Here is a 23,274-nt window from a genome sequence, read left to right on the forward strand (position 1 = left end):
GACCCGCCGTACGAAGGAGGGATGGAGGTCACGATCGTCGGCGCCGGGCTGGTCGGCTGCCTGCTCGCCTGTTTCCTGGCCCGCCGCGACCACCAGGTCGTCCTGTACGAGCGCCGCCACGACCCCCGGGAGCACGGCCCCGACCGCGGCAGGTCGATCAACCTGGCCATCTCCGAACGAGGCATCGACGCCCTCCGCCGCCTCGGCCTCGACGGGAAGGTCCTGGACGCGGCGCTGCCCATGGCGGGCCGGATGATGCACGCCCCCGACGGCGCCCTCACCTTCCAGCCCTACAGCGCCGACCGCAGGCACGCGATCAACTCGATCGGCCGCGCCGAGCTCAACAGGAAGCTCCTGGACGCGGCCACCGCGCATCCCGGGGTGGAGGTCCGGTTCGGCCAGCGGCTCGCCGGGCTCGACGAGCGGACCGGCGAGCTGGAGTTCGAGCCGGGGCCGGGAAGGAGGGCGCGGGTGGTGATCGGCGCGGACGGCGCGTACAGCGCGGTGCGGGCCAGGCTGCAGCAGCTCCCCGGCGTCAGCTTCAGCCAGGACTACCTGGACTACGGCTACAAGGAGCTGTCGATCCCGCCGCGCCAGGGCCGGTTCGCCATGGAGCCGGGCGCGCTGCACATCTGGCCGCGTGGTCGCTCCATGATGATCGCCCTGCCGAACCCCGACCGGTCCTTCACCTGCACCCTGTTCTGGCCGCACAAGAGCCTGGCCGCGCTGGACAGCCCGCGGAAGATCGGGGCGTACTTCGCCGAGCACTATCCGGACGCGTTCGAGCTGATGCCCGACCTGATCCCGGCGTACCTGGACAACCCGGTCGGACACCTGGTCACCATGCACTGCTCGCCCTGGCACGTCACCACCGGGGGTGTCACGATCGGGCTCGTCGGCGACGCCGCGCACGCCATCGTCCCCTTCTACGGTCAGGGCGCCAACTGCGGCTTCGAGGACTGCGTCGAGCTGGACCGCTGCCTGGACGAGGCGGGGGACGACTTCCCCAGGGCGCTGGAGCTGTTCGAGCGGCGCAAGGCGGACACGGACGTCATCGCCCGGCTGGCACTGGACAACTTCGTGGAGATGCGCGACAAGGTCGGCTCGCGGATGTTCCTGGCGGGCAAGCGGGTCGAGCACGCGCTCGAGCGCGTGGTGCCCGGCTACGTCTCCCGCTACGAGCTCGTCTCGTTCTCGACCACCCCGTACGCCCAGGTGGAGCGGCGCGTGGCCCGCCAGCGCCGCTGGGTCGCGGCCGGGACGGGCGCCGCGGCCCTGGCCCTCGTCCTGGCGAGCAGAACCCTGGCCAGAAGGACAAAACGGACAACCCATAGCATATCCGGGTGATCGTCGGACAAGTGCTCGGCCTGCTCGGAGTCGGTGTCGCGGCCGGGGTGGTGAGCACGGTCGTCAGCCTCGCCTCGATCGTCTCCTACCCGGCGCTCCTGGCCTTCGGCTTGCCCCCGCTGACCGCGAACGTCACCAACACCGTCGCCCTCGTCTTCACCGGCATCGGCGCCGCCGCCGGCTCGCGGCCCGAGCTGGCCGGTGAGGGCGGCCGGGTGCTCAAGCTCGGTCCCGTGGCCGCGATCGGCGGCGCGACGGGCGCGTTGCTGCTGCTGGTGACCCCGTCCAGGACCTTCGAGCTGATCGCGCCGTGGCTGATCGCGATGGCCTCGCTGCTGCTGGTCCGGCCGCCGTCGGTGCGGGCACACGGCGAGCACGGAGTGCTGGGGCGGGTGGCGCTGTTCGCCGTGACGATCTACACCGGGTATTTCGGCGCGGCCGGAGGGCTGATGGTCTTCGCCGTGCTGGCCTTCATGCTGGATCACTCGGCCGCCAAGCTGAACGCGATGAAGAACGTGATGTCCGGGCTGGCGAACGCGGTGGCGGCGCTCGGGTTCGCGCTGTTCGGGCCGGTGGACTGGGGCGCGGCGGTGCCACTGGCGGCCGGGTTCCTGGTCGGGGGGTGGGTCGGGCCGACGATCGCCCGCAGGCTGCCGGGCAGCAGCCTGCGCTACCTGGCGGCGGCCTGCGGGCTGGTGGTGGCGATCAAGCTGGGCTGGGACTCGTACTCGCGCTGACCTCGGCACGTACGTCGTGCGCCCCGGCGGCGAGCGCGGCGAAGCGGGCGGTCACCCGGTGCCAGATCGGCGTGGACACCGGCTCGTCCGCCACCGCCCTGGCGTAGACCTCGCCGGGGTCGAAACCGTCCACCCGCCACTCCCGGATGCGCGCGGGCAGCACCTCGGGGTGGAACTGCACGCCCCAGGCCCGCTCACCCACCCGGAACGCCTGGTACGGGCACGCGCTCGTCTCCGCCAGCCAGACGGCCCCGCCGGGCAGCCGGGTGATCGCGTCCTTGTGGTGCTCGATCGCGGGCACCACCCCGGGCAACCCGTGGAACAGCGGGTCGTCGGCGGCCTCCGGCCGGATCGTGAGCGGCAGGCTGCCGTTCTCCGGCGTGCCCGTGTCGGCGGTCACCTCGCCGCCCGCGACCTCCGCGAGCAGCTGGCCGCCCAGGCAGATGCCGAACACCGGCACACCGTCCTCGAGCGCCTGGCCGACGAGCCGCCTGGCGTCGGCCAGCCACGGCGCCTTGTCGTCGTCACCGGGCAGGTAGCCGCCACCGAGCATGATCATGGCGGCGTGGTCGAGGCGGGCGGGCAGGGGAGCGCCCTCGTGGGCGAGCACGACGTCCAGCTCCAGCCCGGCCTCCTCCAGCCAGCCACCCAGCCGGCCGGGGCCGCCGCTCCTGCTGTTCTGAACGATCAGCACGTCACCCATCAACGACCTCCGCCATCCAGTCCAAGATCAGCTCGTCCACCGTGCCCCCGGGGCACGCACACGTGCGACTGCCGCGCGCGAGCGAACTCCCGATCGCACTCGAGGCACGTCCACCGGGTCACGACAGCCCTGACGCGGCGCCGGTCACGGGAGGTTGGCCGCGCGGGCCGTGTGGCGGAGCAGCAGCGCGGTCGTCACCGGGCCGACGCCGCCGGGCACCGGCGTGAGGGCGCCCGCCACCTCCGCCACCGCGTCGAAGTCGACGTCGCCGACCAGCCCGCCGTCGTCCGTGGGGTTGGTGCCGACGTCGATCACCACCGTGCCCGGCGTGACGTGCCCGGCGCCGATCAGCGCGGGCCGGCCCGCCGCCGCGACCAGCACCTCGGCCGTGGAGGTGACGGAGGCCAGGTCGCGGGTGCGGGAGTGGCAGACGGTGACGGTGGCGTGCCGGTCGAGCAGCAGGTGCGCCAGCGGCTTGCCCACCACGGTCGAGCGCCCGACCACCACCGCCCGGCGGCCCTCCAGCTCCACCTCGTAGTGGTCGAGCAGCGCCAGCACGGCGGCCGCCGTGGCGGGCGCGAACGCGGGCAGCCCGGCGGCGAGCCGGCCGAGCGAGAGCGGGTTGGCGCCGTCGACGTCTTTACGCGGATCGATGGCCGCGGCCAGTTGCTGCGCGGAGGCGCCGGCGGGCAGCGGGGTCTGCAGCATGACGCCGTGGACGTTGGCGTCGCCGCTGAGCTTGGCCAGCGTCTCGCCGATCCGCTCCGGCGCGGCCTCGGGGCCGAGGTCGACCACGTCGCAGGCGATGCCCACACCGGCCGCCGCCTTGGCGATCGACCGTACGTACCACAGGCTGGCCTCGTCGTCCGTCGCCACCACCACGGCCAGCCGCGGCTGCGGACCCGCCGCCGCCTCGGTCTCCGTCTGGGCCCTGATGGCGGCGGCCAGCTCCTTCCCGGTCAGCGTCTTCACGGCTTGATCTCCTCGCGTACCTCGGCGGTCACCCAGTCTGCCCTGGCGACGGCCGCGTCAACGCCGGAGACACGGTGGTTCAGCTTCTCGCGTAGCGGCTGGTCCTTGATGCCGGCCAGGTTGACCTCGACATTCACCCTGGCCGTGGTGAGCGCGGCGCGCGCGGCCTCCGCGGCGGCGGCCACGTCGGTGACGACGTTGCGGTTGCAGATCGGCAGCAGCACCTCGCACAGCTCGATCACCCGGGTGGCGGCCTCGGCCACCCTGGCGGGCGGCTCGGCCGCGCCGGCCAGCGCCCTGGCGATGGCGGTGCTGCGCTCCTCGCCCTTGGGCAGCCGGTAGGCGTCGGTGACCGCGGTGAAGGCCGCCGCGTCCTCCTCGGCCAGCCGCAACGTCCTGGTCCGCAGCGTGTCGGTCTCGGCGATCACGGCGACGACGGTCTCGGCGTGGTCGGCGTACCTCTCCCCGGTCGTGTAGCGGGCGACCATGCCGAGCAGGGCGGCGGCCTGCGCCGCGTGCAGGGCCGCTGTCGCGCCGCCTCCCGGCGCGGGCACCCGGGCGGCCAGCTCGGCAAGGAAGTCGACGATCTTTGTGTCGCGCATGGCGGCATTCTGCCAGGCCGCGCGCTCCTCATTCGCGGAACATCGGCCGCGTGGCGTCCTCCGGCCCGCTCTGCGGCAGGTACGGCGAGGCCGTCGAGGCGTACGGGACCGAGTACTCGGCAGGCGTCGCCGAGGACCGCCACCGCGACGGGAACAACGAGACGACCAGCAGCGCCACCCCGAGGAACAGCAGCACCCCCGAGAACGCCACGGTCTGGAAGCCCGCCTCCATGATGGCCGGCAGCCACCGGTCGGGCAGCACCCGCAGGCCCTGCATCTCGACCGTGGGCAGGATGCCCAGGGCGGTGAACGACAGGCCGCCCAGCAGGGAGGCGACGGGCGACAGCCGCGACCCGGCCAGGAACGCCAGCACGATCGCCGACGCGACGACCACGGCCAGTCCGAGCCAGGAGATCTGGAACGTCTCCCTGGACCTGACGAGGATCTCGCCGACGCCGAACCACAGCCCGGCGGCGACCAGCGGAGGAAGGAGCAGCCCTGCGAGCACTCCCAGAGCGTGACGGGCACCGTTTGACATGACTCAACCCCGTTTGTTCGCTTTGTCCAAACGTACCGCGCGACCGCCCTGGCGTCGCGGGTTGCTGAAAACTCCCTGTGAAGCCCCCCTCTGGCCTTTTGCCGGGGCCGCGGCCCCGGGCATCGTGGGGCGCATGAGATCCGCGATCCTGAAGACCGCACTCAGCGCCGCAGTCGCAGTCCTGCTCGTCAGCGCGCCCGCGCAGGCCGGAGGGAAGCCCGACACGTTCGCCCTGCCGAACGGGTTCCAGCCGGAGGGCATCGCGACGGGACCGGGGCCGTACGCCTATTTCGGCTCCCGCGCGAGCGGTGACATCTACCGGGCCGACCTGCGCACCGGTAAGGGGTCCGTCATCAGCAAGGGTCCGGGCACGCCCTCGCTCGGGCTGAAGACCGACGGGCGCGGGCGGCTGTTCGTGGCCGGGGGCAGCGGGGGCAACGCCCGGGTGATCGACCTGCGTACCGGGGCGGTGCTCAAGTCGTACACGCTGGCCACCGGGCCGTCGTTCGTCAACGACGTCATCCTCATGGGGCACGCCGCGTACTTCACCGACTCCACCAACCCGGTGCTCTACAAGCTGGAACTCGGGCGCGGCGGGTCGCTGCCCGGCGAGGCCGTCAAGATCCCGCTCTCGGGCGCCATCCAGTACACGACCGGCATCAACGCCAACGGCATCGCTCCCGGCCCGGACCGGAAGTCGCTGCTGATCGTCCAGTCGAACACCGGCAAGCTGTTCGAGGCCGACCCGTCCTCCGGGGTCACCACCGAGGTGGACCTGGGCGGCGAGTCCCTGGTCAACGGCGACGGCCTGCTGCTGGCCGGCCGCACGCTGTACGCCGTGCAGAACCGCCTGAACACGGTGGCCGTCGTCGGCCTGGCGGGGGACGGCTCGTCCGGGAAGGTCGTGAAGCGGCTGACCGATCCTCGCTTCGACGTCCCCACGACGGTGGCCCCCTATGGGGACCGCCTCTACCTGCCCAATGCCCGCTTCACGACGACCCCGGCCCCTGACACGCCGTACCCGGTGGTCGCCGTCAAGCCCTGACCCACCTGGGGCGCGCCTCGCGCGCCGTTCTCGATGAGGGCGGCGTGCGGGCCGCGCCGCTGCGGCAGGCGGGACGCCCCGGCCGGGTTCGCCCGGCCGGGGCGTGTGTCACTTCTTGATCGTGTAGCTGTCCCCGTACACCTTCCAGGTCAGCGGCGGGTTCAGGTCGAGGTTGCGGTTCTTGAGGAACACGCGCTGCATCGTGTCCACCCGCGTCGTGTCCTCGTGCGCCTCCTCCGCCTTCATCGCCGCCTTGCGCGCGTCGAGGAACGCGTTCAGGTACGTCACCTCGTTCCCGCCCTGCGCGGGCGGCTTGGCCTTGGCCAGGGCGGACTTCCTGATGCCGCCGAAGCTCAGCTTGTCGCCGCCGGGCCCGTGCATGACCATGGCGTCGTAGTAGACGAACTGGCCGAGCGCCCGCAGCCCGTCCTGTCTGGCCTGCTTCACGGCCGGGTTGAAGTAGACGCGGTCGCGCTCGTCGTTCTGGGCCTGCTGGAAGACGGTGTCCTTGGCGGCCGTCTTCCAGTCCTTGGTGAAGTTCGGGTCGAGGCCCTTGTGGGAGTCGGTGCCGTTCACCTTGCGCAGGGCCGGGAGGTACCTGGCCAGGACATTGCCGGGCTTGCGCTTGGTGTAGAGCTCGACCAGCTCCAGCATGTCGCCCGTGCCGGAGCAGAAGCCGATGATCCCGGCGGTGTAGCCGCGCTCGTCCTTGATGTCCTCGATGTAGCCGTACTGGGCCTTCCAGTCGAGCGAGGAGTTCTCCGCGCTGGACACCAGCTTCATGGCGATGTCCTTCTTGTGCGGATCGGTGAGATCGACCGGGCCCGTGCCGGTGACGGTGAGGGAGAGGGCCAGGAGTGTGGCGGTCAGCACATGCGCTCCTGTCGGAGGAGGGGGTTGTTAGGAAAGCTTCCTAACGAACCCTACTCCGCATTTGTTGCCTCTGTGGCGAAAACTAACTCAAGGGACGCAGAGCCGCCAGTTGCTCCTCGAACGGGACAATCTCCTCGGTCTCGGCCTTGGGCCTGCGGTGCCGCAGCAGGTCGGCCAGCTCGTCCGCGGCACGGGCGATGCGCGGGCCGAGTCCGTCGGTGAAGGCGTCGCTCGCACCGCCCCAGTCCTCCGCGGCCGCGTAGACGGCGGTGGGGACGACGACGGCGCGCAGGTAGGCGAAGAGCGGGCGCAGCGCGTGCTCCAGCGCCAGCGAGTGGCGGGCGGTGCCGCCGGTGGCGGCGATGAGCACCGGCTTGCCCGCCAGCGCGGCGTTGTCGATCACGTCGAAGAACGACTTGAACAGGCCGCTGTACGAGCCGCTGAAGATCGGCGTGACCGCGACGAGCCCGTCGGCCTCCGTCACCGCCTCGATCGCCGCGCGCAGCCTGCCGTTCGGGAAGCCGGTCACGAAGTTGTTCGCGATGTCCACGGCGAGGTCGCGCAGCTCGATCACGCGTACCTCCGCCTCCACCTGCCGCGTGACGGCCTCCGCCAGGCGGTCGGCGAGCAGGCGGGTGGCGGAGGGCTGGGTCAGACCCGCCGTGACGACGACGAGCTTCATCTGGTCGATCTCCTTTCCGGTGGTCAGGCGGTTACGGCGGGGATGCGGGAGGCGTGGGTGGGCGCATCGGGCACGTCGGCGGGACGGTCCTTGGCGAACTCCTTGCGCAGCACCGGCACGACCTCCTCGCCGAGGATGTCGAGCTGCTCCAGCACGGTCTTCAGCGGCAGCCCCGCGTGGTCCATCAGGAACAGCTGGCGCTGGTAGTCGCCGAAGTACTGCCTGAACTCGAGGGTCCTGTCGATGACCTGCTGCGGGCTGCCCACGGTGAGCGGGGTCTGCGCCATGAACTCCTCCAGCGACGGCCCGTGGCCGTACACGGGGGCCTCGTTGAAGTACGGGCGGAACTCGCGCACCGCGTCCTGCGAGTTCTTACGCATGAACACCTGGCCGCCCAGGCCCACGATGGCCTGCTCCGGCGTGCCGTGGCCGTAGTGGGCGTACCGCTGCCGGTAGAGGTTGATCAGGCGCATGAAGTGCTCCTTCGGCCAGAAGATGTTGTTGGCGAAGAAGCCGTCGCCGTAGTAGGCGGCCTGCTCGGCGATCTCGGGGCTGCGGATCGAGCCGTGCCACACGAACGGCGGCACCCCGTCCAGCGGGCGCGGCGTCGAGGTGAAGCCCTGCAGCGGCGTGCGGAAACGCCCCTCCCAGTCGACGACGTCCTCGCGCCAGAGCCTGTGCAGCAGCGCGTAGTTCTCGATGGCGAGCGGGATGCCGTTCCTGATGTCCTGCCCGAACCAGGGGTAGACGGGCCCGGTGTTGCCCCGGCCCAGCATGAGGTCCACCCGCCCGTCCGCCAGGTGCTGCAGCATGGCGAAGTCCTCGGCGATCTTGACCGGGTCGTTGGTCGTGATCAACGTGGTGGCGGTGGACAGGACCAGGCGCTCCGTCTTGGCCGCGATGTAGCCGAGCATGGTGGTCGGCGAGGACGGCACGAAGGGCGGGTTGTGGTGCTCGCCCGTCGCGAACACGTCGAGCCCGACCTCCTCGGCCTTGAGCGCGATCGCCACCATCGCCTTGATCCGCTCGTGCTCGGTCGGGGTCCTGCCCGTGGTGGGGTCCGTGGTGACGTCGCCCACGCTGAAGATTCCGAACTGCACTTTAGTCACCATCCATGACTGTTGAATCTTTGACGGCTACGGTAGCGCTCACCGCTCCTGAGATATTCCACCATGGGTACTCGGGATGCTCAGCGGGCGAGCGCGTTGATGTCGGACGGGTCCAGGATCCGCTTGGGGGCGCCGTGCTCGGCGACCGCGATCATGGCGCGCCCGATCTTCTCCGTCGTGGTGACCGCGGACGGGAACATCCGGCGCAGAATCGGATAGAGGTGCCGGGTCACCACGTACGCCACTCGGTAGAGCCGGGTGCGCGAGGTGACGCCGTGCATCGGCTGGATATAACCGGGGCGGAACATGTACGCCTCCAGCGGCAGCGCGAGCAGGGCGTTCTCGATCTCGCCCTTCACCCTGGCCCACATGGACCGCCCCTCGGCGTCGGTCCCCGCGCCGGACACGTACACGAACGTCGAGCCCGGGCTGAGCCGCGCCAGCGTGCGCCCCGCGGACAGCGTGAAGTCGTACGTGATCCGCCGGTAGTCCTGCTCGCGCATGCCCGCCGACGAGACCCCGAGGCAGAAGAAGCAGGCGTCGTAGCCGCCCAGCTCGCCCTCGATCGCGCTCAGCTCCAGCAGGTCGTCGTGCCGGATCTCGCGCAGCTTGCCGTGCCCGAGCCCCGTCGGGGCCCGCCCGACCGTGAGCACGGCGGTCACCCGGTCGTCGAGCAGGCACTGTCTGAGCACTCCGCGCCCGATCATCCCGGTCGCCCCGAAGAGGATCACTCTCACCGCATGCCACCCGTTGATCGTCGGCATTCCATACTAGGGTCCCATGAAGGTGACGGACTGGTATCCACCGATCGAGCCGTACGACTCCGGGCTGCTCAATGTCGGCGACGGTAACGAGATCTACTGGGAGACCTGCGGCAACCCCGCGGGCAAGCCCGCCTTGTTCCTGCACGGCGGCCCCGGCGGAGGGCTCGTCCCGGACAGCCGGCGGTTCTTCGACCCATCCGCCTACCGGATCGTGCTGTTCGACCAGCGCAACTGCGGCCGCAGCCGCCCCTTCGCCGGCGACCCGGAGGCGTCGCTGGAGCACAACACGACCCCGCATCTGGTGGCCGACATCGAACGGCTGCGCGAGCACCTGGGGATCGAGCGCTGGCTCGTCTTCGGCGGCAGCTGGGGCACCACACTCGGCCTGGCCTACGCTCAGGCTCATCCTGACCGGGTCACCGAGCTCGTGCTGCGCGGCGTTTGGCTCGTCCGCCCGTCAGACGAGGCGTGGGCCTTCACCCCGGCGGGCGCGGCCCACCTGTTCCCCGCCGAGTGGGCGGCGTTCCTCGCCCCGATCCCCGCCGGCGAGCAGGACGACCTCGTCGCCGCCTACGGCCGCCGCATCACCGACCCCGAGCCCGCGGTGCACGTCCCCGCGGCCCGCGCCTGGATGGGCTGGGAGCTCTCCGCCAACACCCTGCTGCCGGTGCCGCCGCCCGACCTCGACGACGCCATGCTGGTGGCGTTCGCCCGCATCACCCACCACTACATCGGCAACGGCGGCTTCCTCCCCGATCAGGGCCTCCTCGCCGGCATCGACCGCATACGGCACATTCCCGCGGTCATCGTGAACGGCCGCTACGACATCAAGACGCCGCCGAGCCAGGCGTGGGACCTGCACCAGGCCTGGCCCGAGGCGGAGCTGCACATCGTGGAGGACGCCGGCCACGGCGGCTCCGAGCCCGGCACCCGCCGCCTGCTCATCGAGGCCACCGACCGCTTCCGCTAATCACGCTGACCGGAGTCCGCCCCGATCGTCTCCATGATGTCCTCGGGCAGGGGATAGGGCCGCTCCACCGGCAGCGGCGCGGACACGTGCGCGCCGCGCGACAGCGCCGCGCGCACCTCGCGCGCCTGGTCCGTGATGTCGGTGATGCCGAGCGTCCACTCCTCCACGTAGCGCCGCACCGCCTCCCCGGACAGCCCGATCTGGATCGACCGGTACGGCAGCGCCTCGTGCCGCACCCCGCGCTCGGGGTCCCACTGGATCCGCACGGGGCTGCGGCGCAGCCGTTCGGCCCCCCCGGGCGCCTGTCGTCATGGCTGAGGCACGAATGCGCCAGCGCCCAGGCGAACCCCTCCCGGGACAGCGAGATCGCCAGCACCCGCTCCTGCTCGGGCTTGGTCGCGTATCCGCAGCGGTACATCATCCACAGGAACGACGGCTTGATCCAGGTCATCCGCTCCAGCTTGAACGGCGCCACGAAGCGCTGCGCCGCCACGGCGGGGTCGGCGATTGCGGGGCCGTAGGCCTGGTAGACAGTGATCGACTCCTCGTTGTAGGTGCGGACTCCGTCCGCTACCTGCGGTGGACCGCTGGACGCGGCCCACCGTAGGCGGCACGGATCTGCCGGTACGGCATGTTCATGTCGCCCAGACTGGCGAAGATCCGCACTCGGGGGGCAACGGATTAAGGCCGCCCGAGGTCCCGGACCGCGAGCGCCAGGTGGGCGGCGGCGGCCGGGGGGATGGCCAGGCCGCGGGCCGAGATGCCGATCGCCCACTGCGTGCCGGGCACGACCGCGGCGGCGCACGCCACCTCCGCCCTGAACTGCCCGTGCTCCTCCACCACCTGCCCGGGCCGCAGCCCCGCCAGCTCCTCCTCCACGTCCTCCACGCTCGCCGGGGTCGCGGAGGTGAAGCGGCGCAGGCCGTACTCGGTGAGGATGCCGTGCCGGACCCGGGACGGGAGCGAGAGCAGCAGCGCCTTGCCGAGCGCGGTGGCGTGCGGCGCCGTCTCCAGGCCCGCCTGCAGGTCCTCCAGCCAGGGGGAGCGCGGCCCCTCCGCCACGTCGACCACCATGAGCCGCCCGTGGGCGAGCTGGGCCAGGTAGGCGCTGTGGCCGGAGGAGTCGGCCAGGTGCCGCAGCACCTCGGATCCGCGCGGCGGCCGCTCGAACGACTCCAGCATCTCGTGGAAGCGCTCGGCCACCTGCGAGCCGGGCAGGTAGTCGCCCTCGGGCCGCCGGTGCAGGTAGCCCTCGTAGCAGAGAGTCCGGACCAGGTGGTACGAGGTGGACAAGTTGAGGCCGCAGCGTCGGGCGATGACCTTGACCGACAGCGGCCGGTCGGCTCGCGAGACCTCTTCCAGCACGCGGAGCGCGCGGGAGACGCTGCGGATCAGATCGCTGGGTTCTTCGCCGGTCATCCATCTAGCATCGGCGCGCCGTCGGGAAATCGCACGCCCACCGTTCCTGAAGATTGAGCGGGGCGAGAAACTTGAGCCAGTCGCGGGCGGCGATGCTGGGCGGGCCGGACGCGACGAAGGCGGGAGTGATCGGGCGCAGGTCAGAGATGCTGGAGGGCCTTGGGTGCGATGGCGGCGCGGCCGGTGGCCGTCCGGCGAGCACGATGGGTCGGCACTGCTGAATGGCGGCCGAACAGGCATGCTCGCATGACTGGCAATCGCTCCCTTCCAGGGGCTGGACTCCGGCGATGACATAACCAGAGTCATACGTGCGGTCGCCGAGCAGCAGCGCTTGCTCTGCCTGCACTCGCGCTGCCCTGAGCGGTTTGACCACAAACGTAGTAACTCTGTATCCGCCATCGTTTTCGCAGGTCAGCGGGCGGTTCGCCAGGACTGCTCCTCGACCAGCTCCACGCTGCGCCAGCCGCCGGGGGTGCGCCGCATGCGGTGGTGGTACCAGCCGCCGCCGTGCAGGAAGCCCTCGGTGTCCGCGGTGACCATGTCCCTGGTGGGGGCGAGGGTGTCGGTGAAGGGCGCGCTCACGCGTGCCTCCCCGTCCTCGAAGTCGATCCGCGGGGCCCCGATGAGGTGCAGGCGCCCGGGCCAGTGCGGCAGCACCTCCGCGAGCCAGGCCTTGACCTCGTCCCGCGTGCCCTTGATGCCGCCCGCGGAGCGGTAGTCGATCACGGCGTCAGGGGTGAACACCTCGTCGAGCAGGTCCCACTGGCCCGAGTCGATGGCGTGGGTGTAGCGGGCCAGCAGGTCGGTGATGTGCAGCCGGTCGGCGATCTCCTGTGTGTCCATGGGGTTGATCGTTGCGCTACGAGCGCTCGATGGCCAGAGCGCTCGACGAGTGCCGCGGCAGCCCGGCCAGTCGGGCTCACTTCCGGGCGGCGTACGTGTGCATGAACGGATGATCACCGGGTACGCCTGTCGTCATGCCCGTTACAGGCTACGAAGGATGGTTATTGGCTGGCCGGTACAGGTTGCTGGCCGAGCTGGGCCGGGGTGCCATGGGCAGGGTCTGGCGCGCCCACGACGAGCTGCTGGATCGGCAGGTGGCGGTCAAGGAGGTGCGCCTTCCGCACCAGCCGGGTCCGGAGCGGGAGGCGCTGCTCCGGCGCACCCTGCGCGAGGCGCGCCTGACCGCGCGGCTGAGCCACCCGCGCATCGCCGCCGTGTACGACGTGGTGGTCGCCGACGAGCGGCCGTGGATCGTGCTGCAGCTGGTCCCCGCCCCCAGCCTCGCCCAGGTGATCAGCGAACGGGGGCCGCTGCCCGTGCCCGCGGTCGCCCGCATCGGCCTCGAAATCCTGGACGCCCTGCGCGCCGCCCACGCCGGCGGCATCGTGCACCGCGACATCAAGCCGGCCAACATCCTCATCACCGGCGACCGGCACGCCATCCTGACCGACTTCGGGCTGGCCAGCACCCTGGACGACCAGGGCCGCCGTACCCAGGACGGCTTCGTCGTCGGCACGCCCGCCTACATCGCCCCCGAACGCGCCCGCGGCGGCCCCGCCACGCCGCAGGCCGATCTGTGGTCGCTGGGCGCCACCTTGTACGCGGCGGTCGAGGGCCGCGTCCCGTTCGAGCTCAGCAGTGAGCTGGCCACCCTGTCCGCGGTGCTCACCGCGGAGCCGGCGCCGTTCGAGCACGCCGGACCGCTCACCCCGATCATCTCCGGACTGCTGGAGAAGGATCCCGACCGTCGTACGGACGCGGCCCGCGCTCACGAGCAACTGTCCGCCCTGTGTGGGTCACCGGTCATTCCGGCCCCGCTGGACAACCCGACCGTCGACGGTGACAGCGGGCGGATCACCGCCTCGTCCGGCGATCGTCCGTTCAGGAAGGGGACGCCGTACCGGCAGCGGCTGGCCGAGCACTGGCGGCAGGCGGCCGCCGTCGCAGCCCTGATCGTCAGCGTGATGGCGACCACCACGTGGTGGAGTGCCGAGCCGGGCACGCCGCGTCCGGCGACCAGGGCCGAGCCCACCGCGCCACCGGCCACGCTCCAGCCGGACACCGCGCTGCAAGCCCGCGAAGTCGTCGCCTTGCGCCGTGCCGGCAGGCGCGAGCCGGAGCCCGCGCGTACGACACCGCGCATTTCCAGCCGCACGGCCGGCATCCCGCATGGACCAGCGAAGAAGGTCAAGACGGAGAAGGTCAAGGCGAAGAAGGCGAAGGGGAAGAAGCACGGCGCGAAATGACGGTCGCCACCGATCCCAGCGGGTCGACCGCGCTATTGCCCCACCCGGCCGTCGATGCATTCGCGCAGCAGATCGGCGTGCCCGCAGTGACGGGCGTACTCCTCGATCCGGTGAACCCACAGCTCCCGGACCGCGATGCGGTCCTTACCCACCCGCACGCCCAGATCCGGATACTCGGCCAGCACCGCATCGGTTGCCGCCTGTTCGCGCGCGAGATCGGCGAATGCGCCGTCGACCAGCGCCTGCTCCGCGACGGCTCCGTCGAAGTCGGCATCACGTGCTCCGTACAGCTTCGGTGCCGGGTCTTCTGGCAGAATCCAATTGCGCCAGTCCCGCTCCACCTCGGCAAGATGGCGGACCAGACCCAGCAGGGACATGGTCGACGGCGGCACCGACCGGCGCGCCAGTTGCTCCGGATCCAACCCCTGGCACTTCATCCGCAGGGTCAGCCGATAGTTCCTCAGGTAGTCCTGCAGCGTCGCCAGCTCACCGTCCGGGCTGGCTCCGTCATTGTCGCGGGGATCCTCGTCGGGATCCACCCACATGTCGGGGTAGACACTGGCCTGGCTCCACCGCTCGGGCATGTCGCTCACCGTGTTCACGATGCTGACCAGTGGCCCGGCATGCAAGCGATTATCCAGGCGCGGGCGGTCGTCCAGACAACAAGAAAGCCCCAGACTCCCGGCATGTGCCGTGAGCTGGGGCTTCAACTCCTGTTTGACCAGGTCAGACCTGATCTGCTATGGAGCCTGGTGGACGATACTGGGATTGAACCAGTGACCTCTTCCGTGTCAGGGAAGCGCTCTCCCGCTGAGCTAATCGTCCTTACGAGGTGGCGACGGGATTTGAACCCGTGTGGACGGCTTTGCAGGCCGCTGCCTCGCCTCTCGGCCACGCCACCGAGCCGGAAGCTCCGAGCGGAAGACGGGATTCGAACCCGCGACCCTCACCTTGGCAAGGTGATGCTCTACCACTGAGCCACTTCCGCGTCCGCCCCGCTTGCACCGGGCGACGAGAGAACTCTAGCGAATCCTGGCCCAGTCCCCAAACTGAATACGGGACCGCCGTCATGGGCCCGGCTCTGAGCGCTAGCGGTGGAGCGGGAGCTCCGCGGGGTGCGGCCCCTCCGTCTCCAGGCGGTAGTCCTGGCCGGAAACGGCGCGGTTGCCGTCGATGACCTGCTCCGACGGCGCCTTGTCGCCGCCCATGATCGCGTCCTGCGCCTTATGGAAGCGCTCGTGCGCCTCCCGCGCGTACCCCGCGCCCACGGTCGTGTAGTCGACCTGGGTGGCGATCAGCTCGCGCAGGTACGCCTTGTTCGGCTCGAACGTCACCGGCGGCGGGCAGGCCGGAGCCAGCACCTGGTCGGGATCGCGCCCGTCGAACCGCTTGAACAGCTCGGCGGCCAGCCGCAGGTGCTCCAGCTCCATGGCGAGGTGCAGCTCCCAGACGGTCCGCACCCTGGGATGCGGCTCGGTCAGCGCGAACGAGTAGTACATGTAGCACTCGTTGTACTCGTGGTTGAGCAGTATCTCCCACCAGCTGTCGCCCGGATCGGCCAGCGACTCGTAGTGAGTCACGTGCCCCTCCTCGGCCAGCGCGATCTCCTGATACAGCCGGCGGGCGACCGGCTCCAGCTGCGTGGGGCCGGCGTTCATGTAGAAGTTCATGGCCTGCTGCTCGGTCGCCCTGATCGTCAGCGCGTGCAGCCGGGACAGCGGCTCCGTCGACCTCTTCTGGTACGGCTCGCGCACGTTGTCCATCGGGTCCCGATGGTGCAGGTACGTGGGCCGCCCCGGCATCACCTCGGTCAGCCGGTCCACGATCTTCTCGGCCCTGCGGTGCTCGATCATCTCGTACAGGTTCGCGAACCGGTACAGATGATCGAAGTGCTCCAGCAGGCCGAACTCGAAGGCCTGCTTCAGATACCCGTCGGGCTCCATCCGCGCCACCCACGCCGTCAGATCCACCGCGGCCTGCTCATAGGCGATCGTGGTCTCCAGCACCGACGACACCCCCGGCAGCAGCCAGTTGACCACCTTCTGCTGCTGCGCCTCGATGTAGCGCACCCGCGCCAGCTGCTGCTTGAGCTCGATGTCGGGGCAGTGGCGGGCCAGCTGGTGGCTGAAGAAGACCGCCTCCGTCTCGATCCCGTTCATCGCGATGATCCGGCACCGCGTGTACGGGTCGGCGTGGTCGGGATCGATCGGCTCGACGTTCAGCTCGCGCCAGTTACGCAACTGATCGTCCAGCGGGATACCCCGCTCCTGCAGTGGATCGAAGGCCATGTGGCTGCGCTACCCGGGGCATGATCCGGCAACCTCCGCGTTCGGTCCTCGAACGGCCCGCGTTCGGTAAGGGGGCGCGTGCCCGGGGGAGCGCCGGGTAGGGCGCGGACGTGGGTGAACAAGATGTCATCGATTTGCTGGTGACCCAGCACAGCCAGATCAGGGACCTGTTCGACGAGGTCGAGCAGGCACCCGCGGACAAGGTGGGGGAGGCGTTCGACCGGCTGATGCGGATGTTGTCCGTGCATGAGACGGCCGAGGAGGAGATCGTCCACCCGTACGCGCGCAGGAAGCTCGACAACGGTCAGGGCGTGGTCGGCGACCGCCTGACCGAGGAGAACCGGGCCAAGCGCCTCCTCCTCGAGCTCCACAAGGGCGGGGTGGACCATCCGCAGTTCTGGGAGCGCCTCGGGGAGCTGCGTACCGCCGTGACCATGCACGCCCGCAGCGAGGAGCGCTACGAGTTCGCCAAGCTGCGCGCGAACACCTCCGCCGTCGAGCGGCGGGCCATGGCGGCGGCAGTGCGGGCCGCCGAGAGCCTCGCGCCGCTGCGCCCGCACCCCGGCACGGAGAGCGCCACCAAGAACATGCTGATGGGCACGCCGATCGCGCTGATGGAACGGGCCCGAGAGATGATCCGCAAGGGGCTCGGCAAGCACAGCTGACACTTCGACGCTGAGCGAAATGTCGGGGTACTACCGTCGTACGCATGGAGTACATCGCTCGTGACGCCGACATAGCGCCCGTCGCCGCGCTCATCGCGGACCCGACGAGGGCGGCCATGCTGACCGCCCTGCTGGACGGGCGGGCGCTGGCGGCGGGAGAGCTGGCCAGGATGGCCGGGGTGAGCGCCGCCACCGCGAGCGCCCACCTGGCCAGGTTGCTGGACGGCAGGCTGGTCGACGTCGTGCGCCAGGGCCGCCACCGCTACTACCGCCTGGCCGGGCACGATGTGGCCGAGGTGCTTGAGGTGCTGGCCAGGGTCAGCGCCCGACCGCCCGTACGGTCGCTGCGCCAGTCCAGGCAGGCCAGGCAGCTGGAGGAGGCCCGCACCTGTTACGACCACCTCGCCGGACGGGCCGGCGTGAGCCTGCTCGACCGGCTCAGGGAGGGCGGCTACTACGCGGCGCACGACCTGACCGACGCCGGCGAGCGGCTGCTGACCGGCCTCGGCGTGGACGTCGCGGGCGCGCGCCGGTCGAGGAGGCGTTTCGCGCCCGAGTGCCTGGACTGGACCGAGCGCAGGTCGCATCTCGGCGGGGCGCTGGGGGCGGCGATCACCGACGTGCTGTTCGAGCGGGGCTGGTACCGGCGCGGGAAGGCGCCCAGGGCGGTGGCCCTCACCGAGGAGGGCAGGGAGGGGCTGTCGGCGTTGTTCTCGCGTAAGGAGCTAACATCGGGTACGCCGGTTACCTAGCAGCGAGAGAGACGCACCATGCGCGACAACGGAGTCGTGAACGTCGGTCCCGAACCCCTGTCCTTCGACGACGTCATCAACGTGGCCCGTCACGGAGCCCCCGTACGGCTCACCGACGACGCCCTGGCCGCCATCTCGGCGGCCCGCCAGCGGGTGGACGAGCTGGCCGAGAGCCCGGTCCCCGCGTACGGCATCTCGACGGGCTTCGGCGCGCTGGCCACGCGGCACATCGACCCGGCGCTGCGCGCCCAGCTCCAGCGCTCCCTGGTGCGCTCCCACGCGGCGGGCAACGGACCCGAGGTCGAGACCGAGGTCGTGCGCGCGCTCATGCTGCTGCGCCTGCACACGCTGGCCACCGGCCACACCGGCGTCAGGCCGACCACGGCCAAGACCCTGGCCGCGCTGATCAGCGCGGGGATCACGCCGGTCGTGCACGAGTACGGCAGCCTCGGCTGCTCCGGCGACCTGGCCCCGCTGGCGCACGTCGCGCTGACGCTGATGGGTGAGGGCGTCGTACGCGACAAGGCCGGAGACATCCAGCCGGCCGGCGAGGCGCTCAAGCAGGCCCGGATCGACCCCGTCGAGCTGGCCGCCAAGGAGGGCCTGGCGCTGATCAACGGCACGGACGGCATGCTCGGCATGCTCGTCCTGGCCATCGAGGACCTCACCGGGCTCGTCAGGACCGCCGACGTGAGCGCCGCGATGAGCGTGGAGGCGCTGCTCGGCACCGATCGGGTGTTCATGCCCGAGCTGCAGGCGCTGCGGCCGCACCCCGGCCAGGCGCTGTCCGCCGCCAACATGACCAAGGTCCTGCGCGACTCCGGCATCATGGCCAGCCACCGCGACCCGGAGGCCTGCACCCGCGTCCAGGACGCCTACTCGCTGCGCTGCGCCCCCCAGGTCGCCGGGGCCGCCCGCGACACGATCGCGCACGCCGCCACCGTGGCCGGATGGGAGCTGGCCAGCGCCGTCGACAACCCCGCGGTGCTGGCCGACGGCCGCGTCGAGTCCAACGGCAACTTCCACGGCGCGCCCATCGCGTACGTGCTGGACTTCCTGGCCGTGGTGGCCGCCGACCTGGCCTCGATGTCCGAACGGCGCACCGACCGCTTCCTGGATGTCGCCCGCAACCACGGGCTGCCCGCCTTCCTGGCCGACGACCCCGGCGTGGACTCGGGCCACATGATCGCCCAGTACACGCAGGCGGCCATCGTCTCCGAGCTGAAGCGCCTGGCCGTGCCCGCGAGCGTCGACTCCATCCCCAGTTCGGCCATGCAGGAGGACCACGTGTCCATGGGCTGGTCGGCGGCGCGCAAGCTGCGCAGGTCGGTGGACGGGCTCACCCGCGTGCTGGCCATCGAGGTGCTCACCGCCGCCCGCGCGCTCGACCTGCGCGCCCCGCTGGAGCCCGCGCCCGCGACGGCGGCCGTGGTCAAGGCGCTGCGCGAGACCGTGCCCGCGCCGGGGCCCGACCGGTTCCTGGCGCCGGAGCTCGACTCCGCCGTACGCCTGGTCGCCGACGGCGCCGTCGTGGCGGCGGCCGAGTCGGTCACCGGCCCCCTGGCCTGAGCGCCACGATGACGTCCACCTCCAGCAGCAGCCCCGGCATGAACAGCTTCGACACCTCCACGGTCGTGCTGGCCGGGGGTGTGCCGGTGATGTACTTCCTGCGCACCTGCCCGTACTCGACGCGCATGTCCATGTCCGTCAGGTACGTCCGCATGAACGCGACGTCGTCGAACGTCGCCCCCTGATCGGCGAGGATGCGCGAGATGACCTGGAAGACGTGCTCGGCCTGGGCCGTCATGGACCCTTCGCCGACGAGGTTCCCCTGCTCGTCGAAGGCGGCCTGGCCGGAGACGTAGAGCATGTCGCCGACGCGCACGGCGTGCGAGTAGAAGCCGTTCGTGGCGGGGATCGTCGAGAGGTTCAGCGGCACCGCGCGATGGGCCGGGCCTGCGCCGACGTGCTCGGCGACGGCCGTCAGATCGCGCTCGCCCAGCCCGGCCGCCCGCGCCTCCTGCAGCCTCGCCCTGGCCGCCGTGGCCATGGACGCGCCTTCCCACGCGCCCAGCTCCAGGTCCTTGGTCGCGTGCGCGAGCGAGTAGCGGGTCTCAGCCGACGGCACGCGCAGCCGCTCCGCCAGCGTGCCCAGCGGGGTGGCCGACAGCACGTCGATCAGCGCGTCACGGTCCACGCCGTGCGCCTCGCCGTACGCGAACGTCTCCGCCAGCAGCACCTGGGCGGGCACGAGCGCGCTCATGACGGCGATCTTCGTGGCCGCGCCCGATCCCAGCGGCCCGAGCTCCCGTACGGTCCCGAAGACCGACAGGACCTCGCGGCAGCCCGGCACGTCGCCCGTGCCCGGCCCGCCGTCCAGCCCTCCGGCCAGCACGGTCAGCGTTCCGTCTGTGGCGGGGCCCACGCTGCCCACCACCGGGGCGTCCACCAGCCCCACCTCGGCCGGCAGCAGCGCGCGCAGCTCGCGGACCGCCTCGGGGCCGATCGTGGACATCTCCACCACCGTCGCGCCGGCCCGCAGCCCCGGCAGCGCCGCCGCCAGCACCTCCCGCACCGCCGCCGGGTCGCTGAGCATGGTGATGACCAGCTCGGCCCCGTCCACCGCCGCCGCCGCGGACACGCCGGTCCCGCGCCGCCACGTCGTCACCTTGTACCCGGCCCGCTCCAGCCGCCGCGCCATGGGGACGCCCATGCGTCCCTGCCCGAGAAATGCAATCTGTCCGAGAAAAATCGTCATGCGGTCAGTGAAGCCGGATCGCGAGGCATTCCACAAACGACTAGATTGCATACCAGCCATGCTTAACCTGAATGCCTTTGACGCCGGCACGCTGCGGCTGTTCCACGAGGTCGCCGAGAGCGGCTCGATCACCGCCGCCGGCGAGCTGCTCGGATACACCCAGTCGGCGGTCTCCCGCCGCATCGCCGCGCTGGAGCGCGCCGCCGGCGGGCCGCTCTTCGAGCGACTGGCCAGAGGGGTGCGCCTGACGCCCGCCGGCGCCGCCCTGCACCGCCACGCCGTCGCCGTCCTCGACCGGCTGGAACGCGCCGGCGAGGAGCTGGCCGCCATCCACGGCGGCGGGGGCGGGACGCTGCGCGTGGGCGCGTTCGCCACCGCCAACGTGGGGCTCGTCCCAGAGACCTTCAAGCGCTTCGCCGAGCGCCGTCCCGGCGTCGAACTGCGCCTGGTCGAGGGCCTCATCGCGCGGCTGATGGAGCGGCTGCGCTCCGGGGCGCTAGACGTGGCCGTGATCAGCGACTACCCCTCCGGGCTGTCCGCCTACGGAACGCCTACCGTCCTGCTGCACGAGGACCGGCTGCTCGTCGCGCTGCCCGCCGGACACCGGCTGGCCGGCGGCGACGACGTGGACCTGCGCGAGCTGGCCGGAGAGAGGTGGATCGAGGCGGCGCCGCGCGGACAGCCCACGTTGCTGCAGGCCGCGTGCGCGGCCGCCGGATTCGCGCCACGCAGCGGCCTGCGGGTCGCCGAATGGTCGGGCAAGTTCGGGTTCGTCGCCGCCGGGCTGGGGGTGACGCTCGTGCCGGAGCTGGCCGCCCAGGCCGTACCGCCCCATCTGGTGCTGCGCCCGCTGCGCGGGCTGGCGCCGGCACGCAAGGTGTACGCGGCCCTGCCCGAGACGCCACTGCCCGCGGCGCTGGAGCTCGTCGAAATGCTGGGAGAATGGAAGACGTGTACGACGGCTTCGCCTATTTAGGCGGTCTGCACGCGACCGGGCTGCGTGACGTGACCTCCGACCTGGCCGCGCTCGACGGCGAGGGCTGGTGGGCCGTGGTCGTCGACTACGAGGGCAAGGTGACGTGCGCCCGGTTCGACCGGGTGCGTCAGTCGCCCCTGCCCCCGCCCGCCGCTCCCTGGCACGGGCTGCGGCCCGGCCAGTGGCGCAGCTCACTCGACCGGGCCGCCTACGAGCGGGGCGTGCGCGCCATTCGGGGCTACATCGAGCAGGGCGAGGTCTACCAGGCAAACCTTTGCCGGATTTTGACCGCTCCCGTCCCGCCCGACGCCGACCCGCTCGCCCTGGCCGCCCGGCTGGCCGCGGGCAATCCGGCGCCGTACGCGGCCGTCATCCACGTGCCCGGGCTCAGCGTGGTGTCCGCCTCGCCCGAGCTCTACCTCTCGCGCGACGGCGACACCGTGGAGTCCAAGCCCATCAAGGGCACCGGCGCGACCGCCGGTGACCTCCTCGACAAGGACTACGCCGAGAACGTCATGATCGTCGACCTCGTCCGCAACGACCTCGGCCGCGTGGCGGCCGTCGGCTCGGTCGAGGTGCCGTCGCTCTGCGCGGTCGAGGAGCACCCCGGTCTCGTCCACCTCGTCTCCACCGTCCGGGCCAGATTGGCGCCGGGGGCGGGCTGGCCCGAGCTCTTTGCCGCGACTTTCCCTCCCGGGTCTGTCACGGGCGCGCCGAAGTCGTCGGCGCTGCGCATCATCAATGAGCTCGAACCAGCACCTCGCGGGCCTTACTGTGGGGCCGTGGGCTGGGTCGACGCCGACCGTCGCCAGGCGGCGCTGGCCGTGGGCATCAGAACATTCTGGATCTCGGCAGGTGAGATCCGGTTCGGCACGGGAGCCGGCATCACCTGGGGCAGCGACCCCGGGCGCGAATGGCTCGAGACCGAGCTCAAAGCAGCCAGGCTCATCGCACTGGCATCCACAGGAGGAACTGAATGAACATCCCTGTCTGGGTCAACGGCGAGCTGCTCGACCCCGCGCAGGCCAGCGTGTCGGTCTTCGACCACGGGCTCATGGTCGGCGACGGCGTCTTCGAGACGATCAAGATCGTGAACGGCCAGTCGTTCGCGCTCACCCGCCACCTCGACCGGCTCACGCTCTCCGCCCAGCGCATGGACCTGCCGGAGCCCGACGTCGAGGCCATCGCCGACGGCATCGCCAAGCTCCTGGCGGCCGCGCCCGCCTGGGCGCTCGGCCGCATCCGCGTCACCTACACCAGCGGCCCGGGCCCGCTCGGCTCCGACCGCGGCGACCAGGGCACCACGTCCGTCGTCATCGTGGACGAGCAGAAGCCGTTCCCGGCCACCGCCAACGTCGCCGTCGTGCCGTGGCCGCGCAACGAGCGCGGCGCCCTGTCCGGGGTCAAGAGCACCTCGTACGGCGACAACGCCAAGGCCCTGCTGTACGCCAAGAAGCGCGGGGGCGGCGAGGCGATCTTCGGCAACCTGGCGGGCAACCTCTGCGAGGGCACCGGCTCCAACATCTTCATCGTCCGCGACGGCCGCCTGCTCACCCCGACGCTGGAGTCGGGCTGCCTGGCCGGGGTCACCAGGGCGCTGGTGCTCGAATGGTGCGGCGCCGAGGAGGTGGACGTGCCGCTGTCGGCGCTGTACGAGGCGGAGGAGGCGTTCCTGACCTCCACGACCCGCGACGTCCAGCCGATCAAGCTGGTCGACGACACGGAGCTGCCGGTCGCTCCCGGCCCGATCACCACGAAGGCCATGCAGGTCTTCGCCGAACGCTCCGCCACTGATCTCAACCCCTGAGTGAGATACTCTCTTGCC

25 protein-coding genes, 3 tRNA genes and 1 pseudogene are annotated in these 23,274 nt (G+C 71.3%); 11 read left to right on the forward strand and 18 right to left on the reverse strand.

The window, feature by feature from the left end; all coding sequences use genetic code 11:
* Positions 1-21: 21 nt before the first annotated feature.
* Positions 22-1,347: an FAD-dependent oxidoreductase gene (locus tag ABN273_RS22905; protein WP_349451001.1), complete on the forward strand. Its 1,326-nt coding sequence runs from the start codon at positions 22-24 to the stop codon at positions 1,345-1,347.
* Positions 1,344-2,084 (forward strand): sulfite exporter TauE/SafE family protein, encoded by a 741-nt coding sequence (locus tag ABN273_RS22910; RefSeq protein ID WP_349451002.1) that lies wholly within the window; start codon positions 1,344-1,346, stop codon positions 2,082-2,084. The genes ABN273_RS22905 and ABN273_RS22910 overlap by 4 nt, the downstream gene beginning before the upstream one ends.
* Here ABN273_RS22910 and ABN273_RS22915 read toward each other — a convergent pair.
* The 4 genes from ABN273_RS22915 to ABN273_RS22930 form a co-directional block, all read right to left on the reverse strand.
* Positions 2,053-2,787: a type 1 glutamine amidotransferase gene (locus ABN273_RS22915; RefSeq protein WP_349451003.1), complete on the reverse strand. Its 735-nt coding sequence runs from the start codon at positions 2,785-2,787 to the stop codon at positions 2,053-2,055. The two genes, ABN273_RS22910 and ABN273_RS22915, sit on opposite strands and share 32 nt — an antisense overlap.
* A 144-nt stretch (positions 2,788-2,931) precedes the next feature.
* Positions 2,932-3,759: a bifunctional 5,10-methylenetetrahydrofolate dehydrogenase/5,10-methenyltetrahydrofolate cyclohydrolase gene (locus ABN273_RS22920; protein ID WP_349451004.1), complete on the reverse strand. Its 828-nt coding sequence runs from the start codon at positions 3,757-3,759 to the stop codon at positions 2,932-2,934.
* On the reverse strand, positions 3,756-4,361 hold the full coding sequence (locus ABN273_RS22925) for a cyclodeaminase/cyclohydrolase family protein (protein WP_349451005.1): 606 nt from the start codon (positions 4,359-4,361) through the stop codon (positions 3,756-3,758). The genes ABN273_RS22920 and ABN273_RS22925 overlap by 4 nt, the downstream gene beginning before the upstream one ends.
* A gap of 28 nt (positions 4,362-4,389) precedes the next feature.
* Positions 4,390-4,869, reverse strand: coding sequence for a hypothetical protein (locus tag ABN273_RS22930; protein WP_349451006.1), 480 nt, complete (start codon positions 4,867-4,869; stop codon positions 4,390-4,392).
* 163 nt (positions 4,870-5,032) lie between these two features.
* On the opposite strand from ABN273_RS22930, the gene ABN273_RS22935 reads away from it, so the two are divergent.
* On the forward strand, positions 5,033-5,944 hold the full coding sequence (locus ABN273_RS22935) for an NHL repeat-containing protein (RefSeq protein ID WP_349451007.1): 912 nt from the start codon (positions 5,033-5,035) through the stop codon (positions 5,942-5,944).
* 108 nt (positions 5,945-6,052) lie between these two features.
* Here ABN273_RS22935 and ABN273_RS22940 read toward each other — a convergent pair whose 3' ends face one another.
* The 4 genes from ABN273_RS22940 to ABN273_RS22955 all read right to left on the reverse strand — a co-directional run bounded on the left by ABN273_RS22940 (position 6,053) and on the right by ABN273_RS22955 (position 9,345).
* On the reverse strand, positions 6,053-6,817 hold the full coding sequence (locus ABN273_RS22940) for a chitosanase (RefSeq protein ID WP_349451008.1): 765 nt from the start codon (positions 6,815-6,817) through the stop codon (positions 6,053-6,055).
* An 82-nt stretch (positions 6,818-6,899) separates the two neighbouring features.
* On the reverse strand, positions 6,900-7,499 hold the full coding sequence (locus ABN273_RS22945; protein ID WP_349451009.1) for an FMN reductase: 600 nt from the start codon (positions 7,497-7,499) through the stop codon (positions 6,900-6,902).
* 23 nt (positions 7,500-7,522) lie between these two features.
* The gene (locus tag ABN273_RS22950; protein WP_349451011.1) at positions 7,523-8,599 is read right to left on the reverse strand and encodes an LLM class flavin-dependent oxidoreductase; all 1,077 of its coding nucleotides are present in this window, start codon (positions 8,597-8,599) and stop codon (positions 7,523-7,525) included.
* Between the two features lie 89 nt (positions 8,600-8,688).
* Positions 8,689-9,345, reverse strand: coding sequence for a Rossmann-fold NAD(P)-binding domain-containing protein (locus tag ABN273_RS22955; protein WP_349451012.1), 657 nt, complete (start codon positions 9,343-9,345; stop codon positions 8,689-8,691).
* Between the two features lie 49 nt (positions 9,346-9,394).
* Between ABN273_RS22955 and pip the strand changes: the two genes are divergently transcribed.
* Positions 9,395-10,342 (forward strand): prolyl aminopeptidase, encoded by a 948-nt coding sequence (gene pip, locus ABN273_RS22960; RefSeq protein WP_349451192.1) that lies wholly within the window; start codon positions 9,395-9,397, stop codon positions 10,340-10,342.
* Here the strand turns inward: pip and ABN273_RS22965 are convergent.
* The 4 genes and pseudogenes from ABN273_RS22965 to ABN273_RS22980 all read right to left on the reverse strand — a co-directional run bounded on the left by ABN273_RS22965 (position 10,339) and on the right by ABN273_RS22980 (position 12,604).
* Complete coding sequence (locus ABN273_RS22965; protein ID WP_349451013.1) at positions 10,339-10,608, reverse strand: DUF4291 family protein; 270 nt, start codon at positions 10,606-10,608, stop codon at positions 10,339-10,341. The genes pip and ABN273_RS22965 overlap by 4 nt on opposite strands.
* Before the next feature lie 95 nt (positions 10,609-10,703).
* Positions 10,704-11,117: pseudogene (locus ABN273_RS22970) on the reverse strand (DUF4291 family protein); the annotation flags it as partial.
* Entirely contained in the window at positions 11,024-11,761 is a 738-nt protein-coding gene (locus ABN273_RS22975; protein ID WP_349451014.1) for an IclR family transcriptional regulator, read from the reverse strand. The pseudogene ABN273_RS22970 and the gene ABN273_RS22975, both read right to left, overlap by 94 nt.
* Positions 11,762-12,172: 411 nt before the next feature.
* Positions 12,173-12,604 carry a nuclear transport factor 2 family protein gene (locus tag ABN273_RS22980; protein WP_349451015.1) on the reverse strand — a complete coding sequence of 144 codons (432 nt, stop codon included), beginning with the start codon at positions 12,602-12,604 and terminating at the stop codon, positions 12,173-12,175.
* 164 nt (positions 12,605-12,768) lie between these two features.
* Between ABN273_RS22980 and ABN273_RS22985 the strand changes: the two genes are divergently transcribed.
* The gene (locus ABN273_RS22985; protein WP_349451016.1) at positions 12,769-14,010 is read left to right on the forward strand and encodes a serine/threonine-protein kinase; all 1,242 of its coding nucleotides are present in this window, start codon (positions 12,769-12,771) and stop codon (positions 14,008-14,010) included.
* Between the two features lie 32 nt (positions 14,011-14,042).
* Here ABN273_RS22985 and ABN273_RS22990 read toward each other — a convergent pair whose 3' ends face one another.
* The 5 genes from ABN273_RS22990 to ABN273_RS23010 all read right to left on the reverse strand — a co-directional run bounded on the left by ABN273_RS22990 (position 14,043) and on the right by ABN273_RS23010 (position 16,298).
* Complete coding sequence (locus ABN273_RS22990) at positions 14,043-14,720, reverse strand: DinB family protein (protein WP_349451017.1); 678 nt, start codon at positions 14,718-14,720, stop codon at positions 14,043-14,045.
* Positions 14,721-14,760: 40 nt separating this feature from the next.
* Positions 14,761-14,835 (reverse strand) — tRNA-Val (locus tag ABN273_RS22995).
* A gap of 5 nt (positions 14,836-14,840) precedes the next feature.
* Positions 14,841-14,911, reverse strand: a tRNA-Cys gene (locus ABN273_RS23000).
* A gap of 15 nt (positions 14,912-14,926) precedes the next feature.
* Positions 14,927-14,998 (reverse strand) — tRNA-Gly (locus tag ABN273_RS23005).
* Positions 14,999-15,098: 100 nt separating this feature from the next.
* Positions 15,099-16,298: a hypothetical protein gene (locus tag ABN273_RS23010; RefSeq protein WP_349451018.1), complete on the reverse strand. Its 1,200-nt coding sequence runs from the start codon at positions 16,296-16,298 to the stop codon at positions 15,099-15,101.
* A gap of 110 nt (positions 16,299-16,408) precedes the next feature.
* Between ABN273_RS23010 and ABN273_RS23015 the strand changes: the two genes are divergently transcribed.
* The 3 genes from ABN273_RS23015 to hutH are packed head-to-tail and all read left to right on the forward strand — an operon-like array spanning position 16,409 to position 19,284.
* The gene (locus ABN273_RS23015) at positions 16,409-16,963 is read left to right on the forward strand and encodes a hemerythrin domain-containing protein (protein WP_349451019.1); all 555 of its coding nucleotides are present in this window, start codon (positions 16,409-16,411) and stop codon (positions 16,961-16,963) included.
* 44 nt (positions 16,964-17,007) lie between these two features.
* On the forward strand, positions 17,008-17,715 hold the full coding sequence (locus ABN273_RS23020) for an ArsR/SmtB family transcription factor (RefSeq protein WP_349451020.1): 708 nt from the start codon (positions 17,008-17,010) through the stop codon (positions 17,713-17,715).
* Positions 17,716-17,733: 18 nt separating this feature from the next.
* Positions 17,734-19,284, forward strand: coding sequence for a histidine ammonia-lyase (hutH, locus tag ABN273_RS23025; RefSeq protein WP_349451021.1), 1,551 nt, complete (start codon positions 17,734-17,736; stop codon positions 19,282-19,284).
* Here the strand turns inward: hutH and ABN273_RS23030 are convergent.
* The gene (locus ABN273_RS23030) at positions 19,265-20,473 is read right to left on the reverse strand and encodes a Rid family hydrolase (protein WP_349451022.1); all 1,209 of its coding nucleotides are present in this window, start codon (positions 20,471-20,473) and stop codon (positions 19,265-19,267) included. The two genes, hutH and ABN273_RS23030, sit on opposite strands and share 20 nt — an antisense overlap.
* 58 nt (positions 20,474-20,531) lie before the next feature.
* Here ABN273_RS23030 and ABN273_RS23035 point away from each other — a divergent pair, with 58 nt between their 5' ends.
* Genes ABN273_RS23035 through ABN273_RS23045 form a run of 3 tightly spaced genes read left to right on the forward strand, consistent with a single transcriptional unit; the run spans position 20,532 to position 23,256 of the window.
* The gene (locus tag ABN273_RS23035; RefSeq protein WP_349451023.1) at positions 20,532-21,449 is read left to right on the forward strand and encodes a LysR family transcriptional regulator; all 918 of its coding nucleotides are present in this window, start codon (positions 20,532-20,534) and stop codon (positions 21,447-21,449) included.
* Positions 21,416-22,429, forward strand: coding sequence for a chorismate-binding protein (locus ABN273_RS23040; protein WP_349451024.1), 1,014 nt, complete (start codon positions 21,416-21,418; stop codon positions 22,427-22,429). Before ABN273_RS23035 ends, ABN273_RS23040 begins: the two co-directional genes overlap by 34 nt.
* Positions 22,426-23,256 carry an aminotransferase class IV gene (locus tag ABN273_RS23045; RefSeq protein ID WP_349451025.1) on the forward strand — a complete coding sequence of 277 codons (831 nt, stop codon included), beginning with the start codon at positions 22,426-22,428 and terminating at the stop codon, positions 23,254-23,256. The genes ABN273_RS23040 and ABN273_RS23045 overlap by 4 nt, the downstream gene beginning before the upstream one ends.
* Positions 23,257-23,274: the final 18 nt, after the last annotated feature.

Origin of the sequence: Nonomuraea sp. B19D2 (assembly GCF_040137845.1) — a bacterium.
GTDB lineage: Bacteria > Actinomycetota > Actinomycetes > Streptosporangiales > Streptosporangiaceae > Nonomuraea.

Coding starts and splice junctions, on each gene's coding strand:
- ABN273_RS22905 (WP_349451001.1), top strand. CDS start 22: ATGGAGGTCACGATCGTCGGCGCCGGGCTGGTCGGCTGCCTGCTCGCC.
- ABN273_RS22915 (WP_349451003.1), bottom strand. CDS start 2,787: ATGGGTGACGTGCTGATCGTTCAGAACAGCAGGAGCGGCGGCCCCGGC.
- ABN273_RS22925 (WP_349451005.1), bottom strand. CDS start 4,361: ATGCGCGACACAAAGATCGTCGACTTCCTTGCCGAGCTGGCCGCCCGG.
- ABN273_RS22935 (WP_349451007.1), top strand. CDS start 5,033: ATGAGATCCGCGATCCTGAAGACCGCACTCAGCGCCGCAGTCGCAGTC.
- ABN273_RS22945 (WP_349451009.1), bottom strand. CDS start 7,499: ATGAAGCTCGTCGTCGTCACGGCGGGTCTGACCCAGCCCTCCGCCACC.
- ABN273_RS22975 (WP_349451014.1), bottom strand. CDS start 11,761: ATGACCGGCGAAGAACCCAGCGATCTGATCCGCAGCGTCTCCCGCGCG.
- ABN273_RS22980 (WP_349451015.1), bottom strand. CDS start 12,604: ATGGACACACAGGAGATCGCCGACCGGCTGCACATCACCGACCTGCTG.
- ABN273_RS23010 (WP_349451018.1), bottom strand. CDS start 16,298: ATGGCCTTCGATCCACTGCAGGAGCGGGGTATCCCGCTGGACGATCAG.
- ABN273_RS23020 (WP_349451020.1), top strand. CDS start 17,008: ATGGAGTACATCGCTCGTGACGCCGACATAGCGCCCGTCGCCGCGCTC.
- hutH (WP_349451021.1), top strand. CDS start 17,734: ATGCGCGACAACGGAGTCGTGAACGTCGGTCCCGAACCCCTGTCCTTC.
- ABN273_RS23030 (WP_349451022.1), bottom strand. CDS start 20,473: ATGACGATTTTTCTCGGACAGATTGCATTTCTCGGGCAGGGACGCATG.
- ABN273_RS23035 (WP_349451023.1), top strand. CDS start 20,532: ATGCTTAACCTGAATGCCTTTGACGCCGGCACGCTGCGGCTGTTCCAC.
- ABN273_RS23040 (WP_349451024.1), top strand. CDS start 21,416: ATGGAAGACGTGTACGACGGCTTCGCCTATTTAGGCGGTCTGCACGCG.
- ABN273_RS23045 (WP_349451025.1), top strand. CDS start 22,426: ATGAACATCCCTGTCTGGGTCAACGGCGAGCTGCTCGACCCCGCGCAG.